The sequence below is a fragment of the Chryseobacterium sp. Marseille-Q3244 genome (genome assembly GCF_940807095.1).
In the GTDB taxonomy this organism is placed as follows: domain Bacteria; phylum Bacteroidota; class Bacteroidia; order Flavobacteriales; family Weeksellaceae; genus Chryseobacterium.
Genome location: NZ_CALNWX010000001.1, coordinates 80963 through 101066, shown reverse-complemented (window position 1 = coordinate 101066; position 20104 = coordinate 80963). Strand labels below are relative to the sequence as shown.

16 protein-coding genes are annotated in these 20104 nt (G+C 36.6%); 11 read left to right on the top strand and 5 right to left on the bottom strand.

The window, feature by feature from the left end:
- Nucleotides 1-130 precede the first annotated feature (130 nt).
- From NBX25_RS00425 to NBX25_RS00415, 3 genes are read left to right on the top strand one after another with little or no spacing between them, the layout of a single operon-like run.
- Complete coding sequence (locus tag NBX25_RS00425; protein WP_250252260.1) at nt 131-1459, top strand: hypothetical protein; 1329 nt, start codon at nt 131-133, stop codon at nt 1457-1459.
- Between the two features lie 11 nt (nt 1460-1470).
- Nucleotides 1471-1890: a Dabb family protein gene (locus NBX25_RS00420; protein ID WP_123858624.1), complete on the top strand. Its 420-nt coding sequence runs from the start codon at nt 1471-1473 to the stop codon at nt 1888-1890.
- Nucleotides 1891-1911: 21 nt separating this feature from the next.
- On the top strand, nt 1912-2391 hold the full coding sequence (locus NBX25_RS00415) for a cupin domain-containing protein (RefSeq protein ID WP_228412900.1): 480 nt from the start codon (nt 1912-1914) through the stop codon (nt 2389-2391).
- Between the two features lie 80 nt (nt 2392-2471).
- On the opposite strand, the gene NBX25_RS00410 is transcribed toward NBX25_RS00415, so the two are convergent.
- From NBX25_RS00410 to NBX25_RS00390, 5 genes are all read right to left on the bottom strand, one after another.
- On the bottom strand, nt 2472-3596 hold the full coding sequence (locus NBX25_RS00410) for a TlpA family protein disulfide reductase (protein WP_250252257.1): 1125 nt from the start codon (nt 3594-3596) through the stop codon (nt 2472-2474).
- 167 nt (nt 3597-3763) lie between these two features.
- Nucleotides 3764-5005: a beta-ketoacyl-ACP synthase II gene (gene fabF / locus NBX25_RS00405; protein ID WP_123909344.1), complete on the bottom strand. Its 1242-nt coding sequence runs from the start codon at nt 5003-5005 to the stop codon at nt 3764-3766.
- Between the two features lie 191 nt (nt 5006-5196).
- On the bottom strand, nt 5197-6465 hold the full coding sequence (locus tag NBX25_RS00400) for an acetyl-CoA C-acetyltransferase (protein ID WP_250252255.1): 1269 nt from the start codon (nt 6463-6465) through the stop codon (nt 5197-5199).
- A 10-nt stretch (nt 6466-6475) separates the two neighbouring features.
- Nucleotides 6476-7081, bottom strand: coding sequence for a TetR/AcrR family transcriptional regulator (locus tag NBX25_RS00395; RefSeq protein ID WP_250252253.1), 606 nt, complete (start codon nt 7079-7081; stop codon nt 6476-6478).
- Nucleotides 7082-7199: 118 nt separating this feature from the next.
- Nucleotides 7200-7616, bottom strand: a complete 417-nt coding sequence (locus NBX25_RS00390; protein WP_123909341.1) for an OsmC family protein — start codon at nt 7614-7616, stop codon at nt 7200-7202.
- Between the two features lie 254 nt (nt 7617-7870).
- On the opposite strand from NBX25_RS00390, the gene NBX25_RS00385 reads away from it, so the two are divergent.
- The 8 genes from NBX25_RS00385 (at nt 7871) to NBX25_RS00350 (ending at nt 20021) form a co-directional block, all read left to right on the top strand.
- Nucleotides 7871-8749, top strand: a complete 879-nt coding sequence (locus NBX25_RS00385; RefSeq protein ID WP_250252252.1) for an AraC family transcriptional regulator — start codon at nt 7871-7873, stop codon at nt 8747-8749.
- A gap of 379 nt (nt 8750-9128) precedes the next feature.
- Nucleotides 9129-10502: a TonB-dependent receptor plug domain-containing protein gene (locus NBX25_RS00380; protein ID WP_250252250.1), complete on the top strand. Its 1374-nt coding sequence runs from the start codon at nt 9129-9131 to the stop codon at nt 10500-10502.
- Entirely contained in the window at nt 10462-12087 is a 1626-nt protein-coding gene (locus NBX25_RS00375) for a SusC/RagA family TonB-linked outer membrane protein (protein WP_250252248.1), read from the top strand. Before NBX25_RS00380 ends, NBX25_RS00375 begins: the two co-directional genes overlap by 41 nt.
- A gap of 17 nt (nt 12088-12104) precedes the next feature.
- Nucleotides 12105-13742: a SusD/RagB family nutrient-binding outer membrane lipoprotein gene (locus NBX25_RS00370; protein ID WP_250252246.1), complete on the top strand. Its 1638-nt coding sequence runs from the start codon at nt 12105-12107 to the stop codon at nt 13740-13742.
- Between the two features lie 159 nt (nt 13743-13901).
- The gene (locus NBX25_RS00365; protein ID WP_250252244.1) at nt 13902-15200 is read left to right on the top strand and encodes an MFS transporter; all 1299 of its coding nucleotides are present in this window, start codon (nt 13902-13904) and stop codon (nt 15198-15200) included.
- Nucleotides 15201-15235: 35 nt separating this feature from the next.
- Entirely contained in the window at nt 15236-16207 is a 972-nt protein-coding gene (locus NBX25_RS00360; protein WP_123909336.1) for a glycoside hydrolase family 130 protein, read from the top strand.
- 122 nt (nt 16208-16329) lie between these two features.
- On the top strand, nt 16330-18561 hold the full coding sequence (locus NBX25_RS00355) for a GH92 family glycosyl hydrolase (protein WP_123858633.1): 2232 nt from the start codon (nt 16330-16332) through the stop codon (nt 18559-18561).
- A 32-nt stretch (nt 18562-18593) separates the two neighbouring features.
- Nucleotides 18594-20021, top strand: a complete 1428-nt coding sequence (locus NBX25_RS00350) for a glycoside hydrolase family 125 protein (protein WP_250252243.1) — start codon at nt 18594-18596, stop codon at nt 20019-20021.
- The last annotated feature ends 83 nt before the right edge of the window (nt 20022-20104 follow it).

The window sequence follows — 20104 nt, the reverse complement described above, 5'->3', positions numbered from 1 at the left end:
TTTATGGTAGCAGATTAATTCTTTTAATAGTTTTCTAAAAGGTTTCTAATAGATTTCTAATAACGGAGCAGGCCTTCCCGATCTAATTTTGTCCCGTTGAAATCAACAAAAAAGATTAGAACAGAAAAATATGAAGACAAGATCTTTCAGAACCGGAATCGCTTTATTTGTCCTGTTGGGAATTACGGGAAAATTAGAAGCTCAGAAAAAAAATGACTTTAATAACCCGGGATTGACTCATTATTTTAATGATGAACATTCCCGGTATATTTCCCTGAGTGGTTATGCCGAATTATGGGCAAGATATGCTCAGCTTAACCCCGGAAGCCTTATCAATAACGAAGCAAAAACGGATGTTTCTGACCTTTCTCTTCGTAGAGTTCGGGTAAAAATGACGTACAAGCCTACTGAAAAATTAATGTTTGTTCTACAAGGAGGAACTACCAATGTCAATGTCAACGCAAAAGGAAGTAATTATTTTGATTTATTGGATGCTTATGCAGAGTATTCTTTCAGTGATAAAATTGCTTTCGGGGCTGGGCGTTCTACCTGGAGAGGTCTTTCAAGATTTACAACAGGCCCTTTGAATACGCTGCTGTATGATTTGCCGGCTTATGCAACAGCTAATGCAGGAGCTACTGATTATACGGTACGTGAGCTGAGTGCATATGTGAAAGGTCAGCTGGGAAAATTTGATTATCGATTGGTTGTTGCTGATCCTTATACTATGGCAACTTCAGATCCTAAATTTAATGTGGCCACCTTTAGTAAGAATTCTCCAGGAAAAGATTTCTCAGGGTATTTCAGATATGCTTTTTTAGATAAAGAAAATATTTCAACACCCTTTAATTCAGGTACCTATGTGGGGAAAAAGAATGTGTTAAGCTTAGGAGCAGGTTTTGATTACATTCACAATGCCTTATGGCATCAGGATGCTGCTAAAAATACAGTCAATGATGATATGAAGAGCTTTGCGGTAGACTTATTTTATGATGCTCCTTTAAATAAAGAAAAAGGAACTTCAGTAAGTGCTTACGGAATGGCAATGCATAATGATTATGGGCCTAATTATATCCGTTATGTAGGAACAAACAATCCAGCTACTTCAGTAGATGTTACACAAGCCAGTCTAAACGGTGCTGGAAATGCAATGCCGGTTATTGGAACAGGGAATACGTATTATGTACAATTAGGAGGAACACTTCCTTATTTAAATAAAGAAAAGAAAAATCTTCAGCTTCAACCTGCTGTTGGAGTACAATTGTCAGATTTAAAAGGACTTCATGATAATGCTGTAGTCTATGATGCAGGAATATCATTGCTGATGAATGGAATGTCTTCGAGATTAACCTTTGACGCTCAGAATAGACCGGTCTACACTAATGATCCTTCAAATAATGCGGTTGTTTCGGATAGAAAATGGCAGTTTGTCCTTAAATACAGAATTGATTTTAATTAAAATATGTGACTATGGAAAGAAGAAAATTTTTATTCCGCTCTGTACAGGCTTCGGCTCTGTTACTAATTTCCGGAAATATGCTGGCATCTGCTTTACCCATGTTTAACCCTATAAAAAAGAAAAAAATGTACTTCCATTATTTATTATTCTGGCTAAGAAAAGATCTTTCAGATCCAGAGATCAAAGAGTTTGAAAATTTTTTTGAAGGCCTTAAAAAACTTCCTTATCAGAAAAACCTCCGCTATGGAAAACCGGCAGCCTCAAGTCCTAGAAATGTTTTAGATAATACATTTACCTACAATGCATCTATGGAATTTGATAGTCTGGAAGAACTGGAAGCTTATGGCCAGCTTCCTGAGCATCTTGCATTGGTGCAAAAATATAAACCATTCTTTGAGAGAATGTTAGTTCACGATACTGTATATAATTAAAAAATAAAATTTAAATTTATAATGAAAAAAATAGGTAAAGGGCTTAGCCTTGTTTTAGCATTAAGCACCGTAGGATTTATGAATGGACAACATAAAAATCATAAAAATGTGAGCGTAACCACGGAAGCATCTACAGAATTTATTCCTGCCATAAGATTAATTAATAATCCGGATGGCTCATGTTCTTTCGAAAAAGGAAAGATTCCGACGCTGAAACACATGAATACAACTACTTTCTGGATGAGTAACAAGACTGAAGAATGGGAAAAAAATGCCCATCCTGCTCCAAGAAGGCAATATGTTATTACCATCAAAGGAAATATCAGGTTTAAAGTAACAGATGGCTCTACTTTTATGATTAAACCTGGGGTAGTACTTCTTGCTGAAGATCTAAAAGGAACGGGACATAGCTGGGATATGGTGAAAAGTAAAGAATGGGAAAGATTGTACATCCCCATTTCGGAAAATGCTGATGACTTTTTTGTACGTGATGGTCAGTAACTTTTAATACAACTCTTTAGAGTATATAGATTCGTTATGTTATGAAGCAGCCATTTGGCTGCTTTTTTATTTTAAAGAAATTATTTTAAATATTCTTTGATAACGGTTCTGGCTTCCTCAATGCTGTTGCTGATTCGGGCAATTATTTTTCCGTTTTCGTCAATGATAAAATGAAGAGGATAGCTTGTAGCGTTTACCTTCTTTTGGAAGTCTTTGTTTGTATCAAAGAAATTAACCCAACTGGCATTGTTTTTCTTTAGAATATTCTTTGCAACCTCCATTCTATTGAGTTTTTGCTCGTCAGTAATCGTAATGAAATTTACATTTTGGTCTTTATATTCATGATAGAGTTTCACAACTTCGGGCATACTTTTTATGCACGGGGCGCAAGTAGTTGACCAATAGTCAATAAACGTTAATTTATATTTCTTAAAGTCTTCAGAAGTCAACTTATTTTCCTGGTCAAAATAAATATCAGGTATTTTTTGTCCAATGGAGGTGGACTGTTCTGCTTTTAAACGAGCTTCAACACCTTTGTATAATTTATTTTGTTTAAATTTTGCTGAAAATAAATTCAGGTTTTTCAAGTAAGCAGGGTGGTAATTTTCAAGAGTATAATCATTCACAATTTCCCATAATGCAACATACGAATTGGGATTTTTCCTTATATATTCCCCTAAAAACTCCTGTTTTTTGTCCATGTTTATCAAACTGTCGCGTTGATGGGAACCTTTGGATTTGATATAAAACTGTTCCAATGTTTTTTGTAAATCTTTATATTCTTTATTGGTGGGAGAATCTATATTTAGCTCCAGATTATTAATGTTTTGAGGTAAATCAATTTTATATATTCCTTTTTCTAAGAAAAATATTTTGGTATTATAAACTCCCTCACCTTTTTTTCCTATATAACTAAAGGCTACAGGCTGAGGATATTCTATAAAACCATTGACAATATTTTTCTTTTGAATTTTAAAATAATAAATTGAATGATCTGTCTTGAACTTTTTCCCAAAATCAGAAATATTTTGGTTCGTTTGTATTTTAAAGGTATAAAGATCTCCAAATCCTTTTCTTATCATTGGAGCTCCGAACATGAGACTGTCATTAATATATGAATCTGAACTGAAATCAATTTCAAAATTATTTTGAGAATAAATAAAATTTGAAATGAGAATTAGGAATACGTAGTGAAATTTCTTCATAAAATAATTTGTACGGAACTAACTTACAAAAAAATTATACACAAAAATCCCTGTGCTTTAAAAACACAGGGATTATAAATATTTTCTTGTATTTTGTCCTTCGGACTCAATAAGAATGCATTGTTCAATTTCCGATTGAAAAATCTCTCAGAATGTTATTTTAAAAATTAAGAAAACTTCTTAAAAACTAAAGTAGCATTGTGTCCTCCAAAACCAAAAGCATTACTCAATGCAAAATTGATCTCTTTTTCCTTAGCCTCTCCGAATACAATATTAATGTCTTTCGGAATGCTCTCATCAATGCTGTGAAGGTTGATGGTTGGCGGAATAATACCATTTTGAATAGCTTTAATAGAAAGAATGGCTTCAACAGCTCCGGCAGCACCTAATAAATGTCCGGTCATTGATTTCGTTGCACTGATGTCAAGATTTTTACTTCCTTTGAAAGCATTATTAATTGCTTTTAATTCGATCAGATCTCCCAAAGGAGTAGAAGTAGCATGTGGATTAATATAATCAATGTCTTCTATGTTAGCACCTGCTTCTTTTACAGCTAAGTGCATTGCTTTGATGGCTCCAACCCCTTCAGGATGAGGTGCTGTCATGTGATATGCATCTGCCGTCATGGCTGCACCTGCTAATTCTGCATAGATTTTTGCTCCTCTGGCCACTGCATGTTCGTATTCTTCAAGAACCAATGCTCCTGCGCCTTCACCCATTACAAAGCCATCTCTTTCTGCATCATAAGGACGGCTGGCTGTAGCAAAGTCATCGTTTCTTGTAGACATGGCCTTCATAATAGAGAACCCTCCTATTGAAGCGGGAGTAATAGCAGCTTCAGAACCTCCGCTGATGATTACTTTAGCTTTCCCGAGACGGATGTAATTGAAAGCATCCATCAATGCTGTATTTCCTGTTGCACAGGCAGAAACGGTTGTATAATTGATCCCCTGAAGCCCGTATTTCATGGAAATCATCCCTGAAGCCATATTGGCAATAAATTTAGGGACAAAGAACGGATTAAAACGAGGAGTTCCATCACCCTGTGCAAAATCCATTACTTCCTTTTCAAAAGTCCACATTCCGCCCTGTCCTGTTCCCCAGATTACTCCTGAATCGAAAGGATCCATATTTTCAAGGTCTAAGCCGGAATCCTGTATTGCCTCTGCTGAAGCATACATTGCATATTGTGTAAAAAGATCACTTCTTTTGATTTCGTTGTGAGTAAGATGTAGTTTTGGATCAAAACCTTTTACCTCACAAGCAAAGTGTACTTTAAATTTTTCTGAATCGAAATGAGTGATTAACCCTGCTCCGCTAGCTCCGTTAATACTGTTCTGCCAAAAATCTTCGACATTATTTCCCAAGGGTGTCACTGCGCCCAATCCTGTAATGACAACTCTTTTCATATTGGTTGATTATTTAAAACTGATTAGATTTTCATGAGGTAAAGTGTTTTTACCCATGCTTCATTTCACTGCTTTTCTTTATCATTCTGTTTTCCGTTTGCAATATTATCATTTTTCTTTCGCTGCAGACGAATAAACAGGTGTATTATTTATAGCATAATGAATGTTTTTTTAATAAAAATAGCTGGAAACTACTTTTCTAAGATCATTGTTACCCCTTGTCCGCGGGCAGCACAAATGGAAATAAAGCCTTTTCCGCTTCCTTTTTCATTCAGGAGTTTGGCTAAGGTGGCTATTATTCTTCCGCCTGTTGCTGCAAAAGGATGAGCGGCTGCAAGACTTCCACCTTTTGCATTGAGTTTACTTCTGTCTATCTTTCCAAGGGCTTTTTCTAATCCGAACTGTTGAGCCAGATCATCATTTTCCCAAATTTTGAGGGTGGCCAGCACTTGAGCAGCAAAGGCTTCATGAATTTCGTAATAGTCGAAGTCTTCTAAATTCATTCCTGCTTTTTTTAGCATTTTTTCTGCTGCGAAAACAGGTGCCAGTAACAAGTTTTGTTTGTTTTCAACATATTCTATCCCAGCAAGCTCTGAAAATGTTATATAAGCTAAAATAGGAAGATTATTAGCTTTAGCCCATTCTTCACTAGCTAATAAAACAGAAGAAGCTCCATCTGTAAAAGGAGTAGAATTTCCTGCTGTTAAAGTTCCGTTTTGCTTATCAAAAGCTGGTTTTAATTGGGATAGTTTTTCAAGGCTGGTATCACGACGTAGATTATTATCTTTCTCCAAGCCATAGGCAGGGGTAATCATATCATCAAAGAATCCCCCATCATAAGCTTTGACCATATGCTGATGACTTTTCAAAGCCAATTCATCCTGATCTTCTCTTGGAATTTTATAATATTTTGCTGTTATCTCAGTATGTTCTCCCATCACCAAACCTGTCTTCGGTTCCTGGCCCTTGTAAGGGATGGGCATCCAGTCTTTTAGCCTTGGACTTAATAACTGTTTTATTTTTCCAAATGCAGATTTTTCTTTATTTGCTTTTAAAAGAGCTTTTCTTAATCGGGGAGAAGATTCAAAAGGAATATTACTCATGGCTTCTACACCACAGGCAATACCACTTTCTATTTGTCCAAGAGCAATCTTATTTCCGATATAGATAGCCGCTTCAATTCCTGTATCACAAGCCTGTTGAAGATCGCAGGCAGGAGTGGCAGGGTTCAATGATGTATTCATTACCGTTTCTCTGATGAGATTGCTTTCAGAGATATGTTTGATAACTGCACCACCAGCTACTTCTCCAAGTAATTTACCCTGTAAGTGATAACGGTCTATCAAACCATTCAGAGCAGCCAGTAAAAGCTCCTGATTACCTTTTTCCGAATAGGCGGTATTCATTCTGGCAAATGGGATTCTGTTGTATCCTACAATAGCCACTTTTTTTGTTTCCATAGTATGCAATTTATGATGGAATAATTGTGAGTTCATGATCGATCATATCTTTTACCTTATCCAGAGCCTGGTTCAGGAATCGTTCATCATCCATGGTTTTTGAAAGTAAGATTCCCCCTTCAATAAGCATGATAAACAAAGACGCGTATTTATCAGCATTTATTGAAGCTTTCAATTCACTGCTTTTTTGTCCCTGAGTGATCACTGCAGATATTTTCTCCGTCCATAGGATAAATGATTTCTGAACATATTCTTTAAGTGCAGGAAAGGAATCATCAGCTTCCGTTGCGGCATTCATTAGAGGACAACCTCCGTTTGAAAATACAGAACGCCAGTTTTTCCTGTAGAAAGATACAAAAGCATGAAGTTTATCAGTTGAGGTTGAGTATTGATCTCCAAGTGAATGGTTCATTACCTTACTCAGCAGTCCTGCATTATATTTATACACTTCAATAGCTACCTGATCCTTATTTTCAAAGTTTCCATAAATGCTCCCTTTGGTTAGTCCGGTTGCCTGGGTGATGTCTGATAAGGATGTAGCGCTATAGCCTTTGGTATTAAACAAAGTAGCCGTTTTCTCAATGATAAATTGTTTTGTCTTTTCCGCTTTTGACATTTTAAACACTTAATTATGATGCAAATATACAAAAATATACCAAATGGTATATTTTATTTTAAAATGAAGTCTGAGAACGTATCAGAACTCAGACTTATTGTATTAATAGAGGAGCTTTTTAAGCTAACGTGGCATTCAGGGTAATTTCAAAGTTAAACGCTGCGCTAACCGGGCATCCTTCTTCTGCTATTTTAGCATATTTTTGAAATTCTTCTTCTGAAATCCCAGGTACCTTTGCAGTAAGGGTTAGTTCAGATTTTGTAATCTTTCCGATATTTGGATCAAGGGTGATTACCGACGTGGTGGTTAATTCTTCAGGAGTATAACCCGCTTGAGAAAGTTCTGCACTTAATTTCATCGTAAAACATCCGGCATGGGCAGCCGCCAGTAGTTCTTCAGGATTGGTTCCTACACCATCTGCAAAACGGCTGTTAAAAGAATATTGAGTCTGGTTTAAAGTGGTACTTTGGGTAGTAATGTGTCCTTTTCCTTCTTTAATGGTACCGTTCCAAACGGCTGTTGCGTTACGTCTCATACTGTTGGTTTTGATTAATATTAATTGATATTGATGTGAAAATTTATTTTCCTGATGAAAATTGTTCCGTATAAAGATACAAAAAAGCAATGCTTGAAGGAGATTAAATTACAGGAGCCTGATTTTATTCTGATATGCATCCCAAAATGAGATAAAAAAAACGGTCAATATGTTTTTACATTGATATTATTTTATCATTTTTACAAAGATTTGTACTGTGAACGATATTTTAACCTTTTTTCAAAATTGGCTGCATGAATGGACTAGAAAATATTCTTAGAGAAATAACTCCACTATCTCCTGAAGACAGTTTTCTGGTGTTTGACAGGATCAAGGCTTCATTTGATTTTCCCTATCATTATCATCCGGAGATTGAAATTAATTTTGTGTACAAAGGAAAAGGATATCGCAGAATGATTGGAGATCATACAGGGGAGATCGGAGATATTGAATTGGTTTTAGTTGGTCCGAATTTACCACATTGTTGGGCCAATTATAAATGTAAAAACAGGAAGACCCACGAAATAACCATACAGTTTAATCAGGATTTTTTTAATCAGGCATTGATGCAAAAAAACATTCTGAAACCAATTAATCATCTGATTAAGGATTCGATCCGGGGAATTTTATTTTCTACGGAAACTGCTGAAAAACTAAAAGATTCGTTTCTCAATCTATCCAAGATGAACAGTTTTGAATCTTTCATAGAAATTATGAAAATTCTCAACGAGTTAGCCATTGCAGAAGATAAAACGCTTTTGTCTTCTTACAGTATTGAGCTTGAGACTTTTGATGATAATGATAAAATGAAAGTTATCCACGATTTTGTTCATAAGAATTTTGAGAATAAAATAACATTGGACACGGTAGCTTCATTGGTTAATATGAGTAACGTAACATTCAACAGATTCATTAAAAAAAGAACGGGTAAAACGTTTATCAATTATCTTAATGAAATCAGAATAAGCTATGCTGCCCGCTGGCTGATGGAAAAAAATCTTACTGTGTTTGAAATTGCTTTCGAAGCTGGGTTCAATAATATCGCGAACTTTAATAAAGTCTTTAAATCAATTAAAAAGACGACTCCTACTGAATTCAGAGAACAGTTTAAAGGAGTTAAAAAAATTGAATAACGTTCTCCTTCTATTTTTGTTCTACACTCTTTGAGTTTTCTACATTTCTCAATATACTTTCATATTTAATGGTGAAAAAAAATAAGAAATAATTCCTCTTTTTTGATTGTTTCAATTTGGATTTAATTTTCTGATAATTAAATTGTTATATGTTTTTAAATGAATGGACTGAAAAAATAATATCGTTTTATGATAAAATAGTATTATATCGGACTGGTTACAAAATTTAGATTTGTTAATGTGAATTAAATCTTAACAAAACTTTAAATAATTTAATCCATAAACACCAAAATATTGCTAAAAAAACAATAAACTTTTTGGTAATAAAAAACAAAGCAATGTTATTGATTCTCAATTAAATCTAACTAATCTAAACCTTATGAGAAAAGCAGTTATACCGGTTCTATTTGTTTTTTCCCTTTCAGCAGTTGCACAGGAAAAAAAAGCGGCCGACACTACAAAGGCAACCGATATTCAGGAGGTCGTAGTCACCTCTTTGGGGGTCAAAAGGCAGGCTCGCTCTCTTACTTACTCCAGTCAGCAAATTGGCGGGGATGAGCTGACAGAAGTGAAAACGCCCAACCTTTTAAACGCCGTTAATGGAAAAGTTTCCAATGTACAAATCAACAGAACCAATGGTGTAGGAAGCTCGGTAAGGGTAATTATGAGAGGTAATAAATCGGTATCGAATAGCCAGCCTTTATATGTAATTGATGGGATTCCTATTATTAACGGAACCGGAAAATCAGCAGAAATAGGACAGTATTCCAATATGCCGGATCCCGGAGATGTATTGAGTTCAATAAACCCTGATGATATTGAAAGTATGAACTTCCTGAAGGGAGCTTCTGCTTCTGCATTATATGGTTCTGCCGGAGGAAACGGAGCTATTTTGATTACCACAAAAAAAGGACGTATAGGTAAAAGTTCAATTTCTTATAGCAGCAGTCTTACTGTGGAAAATGCATACAGTCTTCCAAAACTGCAAAATAGCTATTTATCTTATGATCCAGCAGTGCCGGGTCAGGCTGCGGGAGATAATGAATTTAGCTGGGGAGCTAGAGGAGCATCTAAAAATTATCTTAAAGATTTTCTGAAAACAGGTACGACTTGGGTGAACAGTCTTTCTTTCCAGTCTGGAAATGAGAAATCAACAAACTATTTTTCTATAGGAAATACAACGAATAAAGGGATCGTTCCAATGTCCTATTTTGATCAGTATAATGTTTCATTCAGAAACTCCAGTAAGTTCTTGGATGATAAACTTACATTGGATGCCAATTTTATAGGTTCCATTCAGGAAAGTAAAAACAGACAAACGCCAGGAGCTTCTTTCTCACCTTTGACTTCTTTATACTGGTTACCAAGAGGAATAGATTTTGATCAATATGGCCCGAATAATTATTCCTATCTCAATAAAGAAAGATTACTGCCTGCACAAAATTGGTGGGAGATAAAGCCGGATGGAAGTTTTAAAAGAAACCCGGAAACACAAAACCCATATTGGATTTTAAATAGAAATGCGGTTACCGTAAGCAACAAAAATGCTTATGGGGCTGTTTCATTGTCTTATCAGATTAATCCATGGTTATCAGCAAGGGCAAGAGGAAACTACAGCTGGAATACTTCCGATAGCCAGCGTGATATTGCCGCATATTCTGCACCTAGTCTTGTAGCAGGGGGTGAAAATGGAAGAATTTTAAAAAATGTCTATGAAAATTCCTCTACTTATGGAGATCTTATTGGTTGGTAGCCCAAAAATAAGTGAGTCTATTTCATTAGACTTTACAGTAGGAGGAAGTATCAATACGACAAGAAATAAAATAACAGAAATAGATAACGCTTATCTTGCGGCTCCCAACCTGTTTACATTAAATAATTTACAATGGAATGTAGATAGGAAACCTGGAGACGGATATCACAATATTTATACAAATATGAAAAAGCAGGTACAATCAGTATTTGCAAGTGCTTCATTAGGATACAAAAATATGTTTTATGTAGATATGACCTTTAGAAATGACTGGGACTCTACATTATCTCTCACTGGAAGAACCGGATTTGATTACGAATCTGTAGGAGCAAATGCGATCTTATCTTCTATTTTTAAGCTTCCGGAAGTTATTAATTTTTGGAAAATCAGAGGATCCTATGCGACTGTAGGTTTAGGTTTACCAGCTAATATTTCCAATGCAATGGTTGAATATAGTAAGGGATATTCTTATGGAGTAGATGCTGGAAATATTGTATACCCTAAGAGCTCATTTGTTACAGATCCTAGATACAAAGACCTTTTCCCTAGACCGGAATTAAACAAGACTTTTGAAGCAGGAACGGAATTCAGATTATTGAATAATAGATTAAGTTTTGATATTACCTATTATAATTCAAATGCAACCAATCAGTTGCTAGAAACAACCATCTCTTCCAACTTAGGAGGAATTCCTACAGGTTCATACTACATCAATGCAGGTAAAATTAAAAATACCGGTTTTGAAGCTTCATTATCTTATAAGGTATTGAGTTCAGAAAAATTCGGTTGGACAACTATGGTTAATGGTTCAGCTAATAAAAATACAATTGTTGAGTTATTTCCATCTAGTTTAAGCATTCCGCAAGATCAGCTTTTTACACTTACCGGTGGCGGACAGTATACGCAACTTAAATTGGGCGGATCTTTTGGTGATCTTTATGGAATAAAATTCAAAAGAGATGAGCAGGGACGTATTCTGGTAAATGACAAAGGAGTTCCTATGGCAGAAAGTAATCCTTCTTATTTAGGAAATCCAAACCCTAAATTTATTATGGGATTCAGTAATACATTTAATATTGGTAAACTTGGAATTTCTTTCCTTATCGATGGTAAATTTGGAGGTCAGGTTCTTTCTCTTACTGAAAAAGCAAATGATTTCTATGGGGTAAGTCAGGCTTCTGCTGATGTAAGAAATGCCGGAGGAGTCTCTATTCCTAATGCAGTATATGCACCAGGAACAGCTAACACAGGGCAAGCCTATACAGGTTTGACAGACCCAAGAGAATATTATAAAGCTGTAGGAACAACAGAAGGGTATGCAAAAGGAATTGATGAAGCTTATATATACAGTGCTACAACAATACGTTTACGCCAGGCTTCTATTTCATATACATTCGATGTCAACTCAAAATATATGAGAAATGCCACAGTAAGCTTAGTGGGATCTAATCTCTTTTTCTTCTATAAAAAAGCACCGTTTGATCCTGAGCAAGTATCTGGAAATACACCAGGAGGGGTAGGAGTAGACTCATTTGGGTTGCCGGTTACCCGATCTATCGGATTATCATTAAAAGCTAACTTCTAACTTTTACAATTACAAAAATGAAATTCAATCATATTAAAATACTAGCATTTGGAACTGTAATGTTGCTTTCTGCTACAGGATGTACCAATGATTTTGAACAATATAATCAAGAAAAATTAGGTGGCCCGGAAAATTTTTATGCAGACTTTAAGGCAATTGTAGACCCTATGAAATCCATGCAAAGAGAGTTGCAGGCAGATTATCAGAGGTATCCTAACCTTAGTGCGGATATGTACAGCGGAATGTTCAGTACAGCAACCCCATTTAATGGTGGAGTAAATAACCTTACTTACTCCATGGTGGAGGATTGGAATAATAAAATTATCAATAAGCAAAAGGATATTTTCAATTTGTCTCTGATTATTGATGATGCTGCTAATAAAATATATGCAGGAAGAGATTTTACTGGTTTCTTTGCTGTAAAAAACATACTGAAAGTGATTACTGCAGCAAGAGTATCCGATAATCATGGTCCGGTTGTATACAGTAAATATTCAACTCCTAATCCTAATGGAGTAACCGATTTCGACTCTCAGGAAGCTGCTTATAATTATTTTATTGCAGATCTAACCTCTGCTATCAACGACTTGCAAAAAGTAATTGCAACTTCTGCTACGGAAAGAATAGAAGATAAATCTGCTCTGAAGAAAGCCGATCTAGTGTATGGAGGAAGTATGGTTCAGTGGGCAAAACTTGCTAATTCTCTTAAGCTGAGGTTGGCGATGAGAATGAGTTATGCAGATCCTGTAAAATCAAGGCAATATGCTGAGGAAGCCTTAGCTTCATCCGCAGGGCTTATTATGGAAAATACAGATAATGCTTTAATAAGTGTGGGACAGTCTGAATTAAGTTTTATTATCTACTCTTGGGGAGATTGTATGATAGGTGCTCCTCTAATGGCTTATATGAACGGGTATAAAGATCCAAGGCTTCCAGCTTATGCTCTTCCAACAACGGATCCTCAGATTAAGGATATTTCCCAATATAAGTATTTAGGAATACGTCAGGGAATTAATTTATTAAATGGTAAGTCGACCTATGGAGACTTCTCTAAACCTCAGGCAAAAGCGGCATCAGCAGATTATTTTTCTGCAACCGATGGTAAGCTTAAGATATTTACAGCTGCAGAAACCTGGTTTCTAAAAGCTGAAGCAGCATTGAGAGGATATGCTGGAGCAGGAGATATACAGACCAATTATCAAACCGGGGTACAGCAGTCTTTCGGAGAATGGGGAAAGGCGGCAGATGTAAGTACTTACCTTGCTAACTCTACAGATACAGAAATGCCTTATGTAGATCCTAAAAATGCTTCCAATAACGTAAATGCAGGAGATTCTCAACTAAGTACGATTACTATTGCGTGGAATAATAGCGATTCTAATGAAAGAAAGCTGGAAAGAATTATTACCCAAAAATGGCTTTCTCTTTATCCAAACGGCCCTGAAGCTTGGGCTGAACAGAGAAGAACAGGATATCCAATCCTTTTCAAAGTAAGAGAAAATAATAGTGGTGGAACCATAAGTACAGAAGAAATGATCAGAAGAATTCCTTATACAATCAGTACTAAAACATCATTGTATAATTATCAGCAAGCCGCACAAATGCTTAATGGGCCGGATACCGGAGGAACCAAGCTATGGTGGGATAAAAAATAATCAAATCACTTCAATAATACAGAGACATCTCAGGTCAGATTTATCTGATTCATTCAGGCAGGAGAGGTACGTAGGATCTCCAAAAAAATTATAGTTTCGTTTTTTAGCCGGAATGAACCTTGAGATGTTCTCTTTTTCTTTAGAATCTTATTTTTAAATATGGGAAAAAACAACTCCGGAACCCGTCGGATTCAGCCAATTCTCTGGATATCCACATTATATTTTGCAATGGGAGTACCCTTTGTAACCATTAATGCGGTGTCGGGGATCATGTATAAGGATATGGGTGTTTCGGATTCACAGATCACATTCTGGACGGCTTTGATTATGTTTTCATGGACATTAAAGCCACTTTGGAGCCCTTTTCTGGAGATCTATAAAACTAAAAAATTCTTTGTTGTTTCTACCCAGTTTGCCATAGGAATTCTATTTGCTTTGGTTGCCTTAAGTCTGCCTTTGCATGACTTTTTCAAATACAGCATTGCTCTTTTTGCAGTAGTTGCATTTTGTGGAGCAACCCATGATGTAGTAGCAGACGGAACGTATATTGGTTTTCTGAGTAATAAGGAACAGGCTAAGTACATTGGTTGGCAGGGCGCATTTTACAACCTGGCCAAAATTATCAGTAGTGGAGCTTTGGTGTATGCTGCCGGAGTGTTGGAAAAAACAAAAGGAGTTACCCATGCCTGGATGATTATTATGGTGATCTATGCATTATTATTTTTTGCATTAGCGATATATCACTATTTCATTCTGCCAAAAGAAAATAAAGAAGAAAATAAAGAAGAAAAAACGGCAGGTAATGTCCGTAAAGAATTATTGGAAGTCATTACTTCCTTCTTTACCAAGAAGAAAATCCTGTGGTGTATTTTGTTCATTATCTTGTATCGTTTTGCAGAAGGTTTTGCAATAAAGATTGCTCCTTTATTTTTTAAAGCTCCAAGAACTTCAGGTGGATTAGGGTTGTCAACTTCAAATATCGGGCTTATTTATGGAACTTATGGTTCTGCGGCATTCATTCTGGGATCTGTTTTGGCTGGATATTTTATTTCAGCCCGCGGATTGAAAAAATCATTGATATGGCTGTGCTGTGCATTTAATATTCCGTTTGTGGTATATGCATTACTGGCTTATTATCAGCCGGTTGATCTTTTACCTGTAGGAATGGCTGTAGTGGTAGAATATTTTGGATATGGATTTGGTTTTGTGGGATTGATGCTCTATATGATGCAGCAGATTGCTCCCGGAAAACATAAAACAGCCCATTATGCCTTTGCCACAGGAATTATGAACCTTGGAGTAATGATACCGGGAATGTTCAGTGGGATGATTAGTGACTGGGTAGGATATAAAATATTCTTTATCTGGGTGCTGATCGCTACCATTCCTGCATTCCTTGTCACCCTGTTTGTTCCTTTCCCTTATTCAGAAAATCAGAAAGAAGAAATAATCAATTAATAAACAAATTTTAAATAAAAAAGTAAAAATACTTTATGACAGCTCAATCAGTAATGATCCCTTGGCAGGATCGCCCGGAAGGTTGTAATGATATTATGTGGAGGTTTTCCGAAAACCCGATCATTAACAGATATGCAATACCAACATCCAATAGTATATTCAATAGTGCAGTAATTCCTTTTGAAGATGGATTTGCAGGGGTATTCCGTTGCGATAATAAAGCCGTACAGATGAATATCTTTGCAGGGTTCAGTAAAGATGGAATCAATTGGGAGATCAATCATGATCCTATTGAAATGCAGGCAGGAAATACCGATATGATTGAATCCGACTACAAATATGATCCGCGTGTTACCTTTATAGAAGACCGATACTGGATCACATGGTGTAACGGATACAATGGACCTACTATTGGAATTGGATATACTTTCGATTTTAAAGAATTTTTCCAGTGTGAAAATGCATTCCTTCCCTTCAACAGAAACGGAGTCCTTTTCCCGGAAAAAATCAATGGTAAATATGCGATGTTGAGCCGCCCAAGTGACAACGGACATACTCCTTTTGGAGATATTTATATCAGCTACAGTCCTGATATGAAATATTGGGGTGAGCACCGTTGTGTGATGAAAGTTACTCCTTTCGAAGACAGTGCGTGGCAGTGTACTAAGATTGGTGGTGGACCGGTTCCTATCAAGACAGAAGAAGGATGGTTATTGTTTTATCATGGAGTAATCAACACTTGTAGAGGATTCAGATATTCAATGGGAGCTGCTTTGCTTGATCTTGAAGATCCTACAAAAGTATTGTATAGGACAAAACCTTATTTATTGGCTCCGGCAGAGGTGTACGAATTAACAGGAGATGTACCGAATGTGGTTTTTCCTTGTGCAGCTTTAACGGAAGGAGACAAAGTAACAGTATATTATGGGGCAGCCGATACTGTAGTGGCAATTGCCTTTGGGTATATCTCAGAAATTATTGATTTTATGAAAAAGAATTCAATCTAATCATTGTAAGATGAAAAAAATATGTTAACCAGCTTAATTTCTCTGCTTTTTGGGATCTTTGTAATGGTTTTCATATTTTTAAACAAACTTTTAAATTAAAAAACCTCTGATACTCTCTTATCATGAAAAAAGAATTGCTGATCTGTTTTTTTACATCCCTGATTTCCATAGCGAATGCCCAACAAAATAAGAATGACATTTTATCCTGGGTAGATCCGTTTATAGGGACAGGAGGACATGGACATACCTTTCCGGGGGCCACTACACCATTCGGAATGATTCAGCTGAGTCCGGATCAAAATACCAAAAGTGGAGATTGGGACTGGTGTTCCGGATACCACTACAGCAGTAAGACGATCATGGGATTCAGCCATAACCATCTGAGCGGAACAGGGTGGGCAGATCTTGGGGATATTCTGGTAATGCCAACTGTGGGACAGGTAAAAATGGTTCCCGGATCAGAAGATAAACCTGAAACCGGATATCGTTCAACATTCACTCATGATAAAGAAACCGCAGCTCCGGGATATTATTCCGTAATGCTGGATAGCTATGGAGTTAAGGCTGAATTGACGGCCTCTCCAAGAGTCGGTTTTCATAAATATACCTTTCCGAAGACTGATGAAGCCAATATTATTATTGATCCTACAAATAAGATCTTCGGAAATATTTACCATACATTGGTAAGCGTAGAAGGTAATAACAAAATAAAAGGATATTGCTACAGTAATGGCTGGGGTGGAAAAAGATTTGCCTATTTCGTGATGGAATTTTCCAAACCGTTTAAATCTTATGGAGTATATGCTGAAGGGAAAATAAAGAACAATGAAAAAATTGCGCTGGCAAAAGATGCCAAAGCCTTTGTAAGGTTTGCTACAGAAGATCAGGAAAGTATTGAAGTAAAAGTTTCTTTATCTCCGGTAAGCACAGAAAATGCACAGGAAAACTTTGATACAGAAGCGAATAATGTGGATTTTGCAAAAGCTAAAGAAACTGCACAAAAAACATGGCGGGATCTTATCGGAAGATTCCAGGTAACCGGGGGAACAGATAGTCAGAGAAAAATCTTCTATACAGGAGTTTATCATACATTTATTGCTCCGAATCTATATATGGATGTTAACGGAGATTATGTAGCAGCCGAGGAAAATATGAATACGAAATGGTTTACGAATTACAGTACCTATTCATATTGGGATGGTTTCAGAGCTACTCATCCATTATTGACTATTATGGATCAAAAACATACCAAGGAATTTGCTAACTCTCTCATCAGCAGATATACTGATCGTAAAGATCATATGCCGATCTGGGAACTATGCGGATATGATAATTTCTGTATGCTGGGTTATCACAGCGCATCGGTAATCTGGGATGCTATTTCCAAAGGAGTACCTGGTATTGATGGTGAAAAAGCTTTTGCAGCCATGAAAGATGCTTCTCTGACGGATAAAATGAGCAGCAGTGATGGAGGCGGAGGGCTTAATGATTATATTAAGCTAGGATATACTCCTTCAGAAAATGGGGCTTCTGTCTCTGCAACATTAGAATATTCCTATGATGACTGGTGTATTCAGCAGTTGGCAGAAAAATTAGGAAAAAAAGAGGAAGCTGAAGTATACAGAAAACGCTCCATGAACTTCCTGAATACTTTCAATAAAGAAAATAACCATTTCTGGCCGAGACAAAAAAATGGAAAATTTCTGGCAGATTTTCCTCTTAATGACTGGAAAAAGCTTCAGCCACATTGGGTTTCCGGAAATATCTGGGCTTATGATTTCTTTGTTCCACATCAAATCGATGAAATGATGAATCTGTATGGCGGAAAGAAAGGATTTGAAGAAAAACTGGATAAAACATTTACTGAAAACCTTAAAATGGAAGGAGAGCAGCATGTTGATATTTCCGGATTCATCGGGTCTTTAGGATTTGGAGATGAGCCGGGGCATCATGTTCCATACCTGTACAACTATGCTGGAAGTCCTTATAAGACACAAAAGATGGTAAAATACATCCGTGATAATATGTATGCTGCCAAACCTGATGGAATTGTGAATAATGAAGACTGTGGACAAATGTCAGCATGGTATATTTTCTCTTCATTAGGATTTTATCCTGTTACACCTGGAAAGCCTGTTTATTCGATTGGAGCCCCTCAGTTCCCGAAAGCTTCATTACAATTGGAAAACGGAAAAACATTCACAGTGATTGCTGATAAAATATCAGATAAAAATATCTATGTACAGAAAATGTTCCTGAACGGAAAAGAGTACAAAAGCTGGGAACTGAACCATAGTGACATCATGAACGGTGGAGAGCTGAGATTTGTCATGGGAAGTAAGCCTGTAAAATAAGACTAATAAAAATAAACGAAACAAAAGTATCAATGGAAAGGAGAAATTTTATTAAAACAAGTGCACTGGCAGGAGCCGGATTGCTGTTTACTCAAAATGTTTTTGCAAAAACCCTGGCTACGGAAGGTTTTCCTGTTGTCCGTGTTCCTAAAGATAAAAGACATTTTACCAGTGAATCCGTAGAAAGTGCTATTGCAGCTTTTAAAAAGAAAGTAAACAATAAAGAGCTAAGCTGGCTTTTTGAAAACTGTTTTCCAAATACATTAGATACTACTGTTTTTTATAGTGAAAGCAACGGTACACCGGATACTTATGTGATTACGGGAGATATTGATGCGATGTGGCTTCGCGATAGTTCTGCACAGGTTTTTCCTTATCTGCAGTTCTCAAAGAAAGATGAAAAACTTCACAAGTTGATTTCAGGAGTAATCCATAAGCAAACAACTTTCATCCTGAAAGATCCTTATGCCAACGCATTTTATAATGATGACAAGAAGATAAGCAAATGGAAAGAGTATGACCACACCGATATGAAGCCGGGAACTCATGAAAGAAAATGGGAGATCGATTCATTGTGTTATCCTATTCGTTTGGCATATCATTTCTGGAAAACAACAGGAGATACAAAACCTTTTGATGCTAACTGGCTACAGGGAATTAAACTTACTTTGCAGACCTTTATAGAACAGCAGAGGAAAAAAGATTTAGGACCTTATAAATTTGAGCGTACAACATCCTGGGCTACTGACGGAGTTCCTATGGGCGGATATGGTTATCCAACAAAACCTGTCGGGCTTATCAGTTCTATGTTCCGTCCAAGTGATGATGCTACGATCTATGGCTTCCTGATTCCTTCTAACTTATTTGCAGTAGTAAGTTTACGCCAGGCCGCAGAAATGGTGTCTCAGATTAAAAATGAAAAAACGTTGGCTCAACAACTGAACAGCCTGGCTGATGAGGTAGATGCAGCCATCAAAAAATACGGAATTTACAATCATCCTGAATTTGGAAAAATATATGCTTTTGAGGTGAATGGCTTTGGAAGTTATAACCTGATGGATGATGCCAATTGTCCAAGCCTGTTAGGATTACCTTATCTGGATGCGGTGAAAGCTGACGACGCTGTTTATCAGAACACGAGAAAATTCGTGTGGTCGGAAAATAACCCATTCTTCTTCAAAGGAAAGCTGGCAGAAGGGATAGGAGGTCCACATATCGGACTTGACATGATCTGGCCAATGAGTATCATTATGAAAGCGCTCACTACAAAAGATACAAGTGAGATCAGATGGTGCATCAATACCTTACAGAAAACGCACGGAGGGACAGGCTTTATGCATGAATCCTTCCATAAAGACAATGACAAAAAATTCACCAGAGAATGGTTTGCATGGGCCAATACCTTATTTGGAGAATTGCTATGGAAAACCTTTAACGAAAACCCTGAGCTACTGACATAGCCCCATATTTTATACGGCTTATTTACTTAAGATGCTTTCCTCAAAAAGAAAGGATCAGGAGAATGCTATATAAAATTCAGACA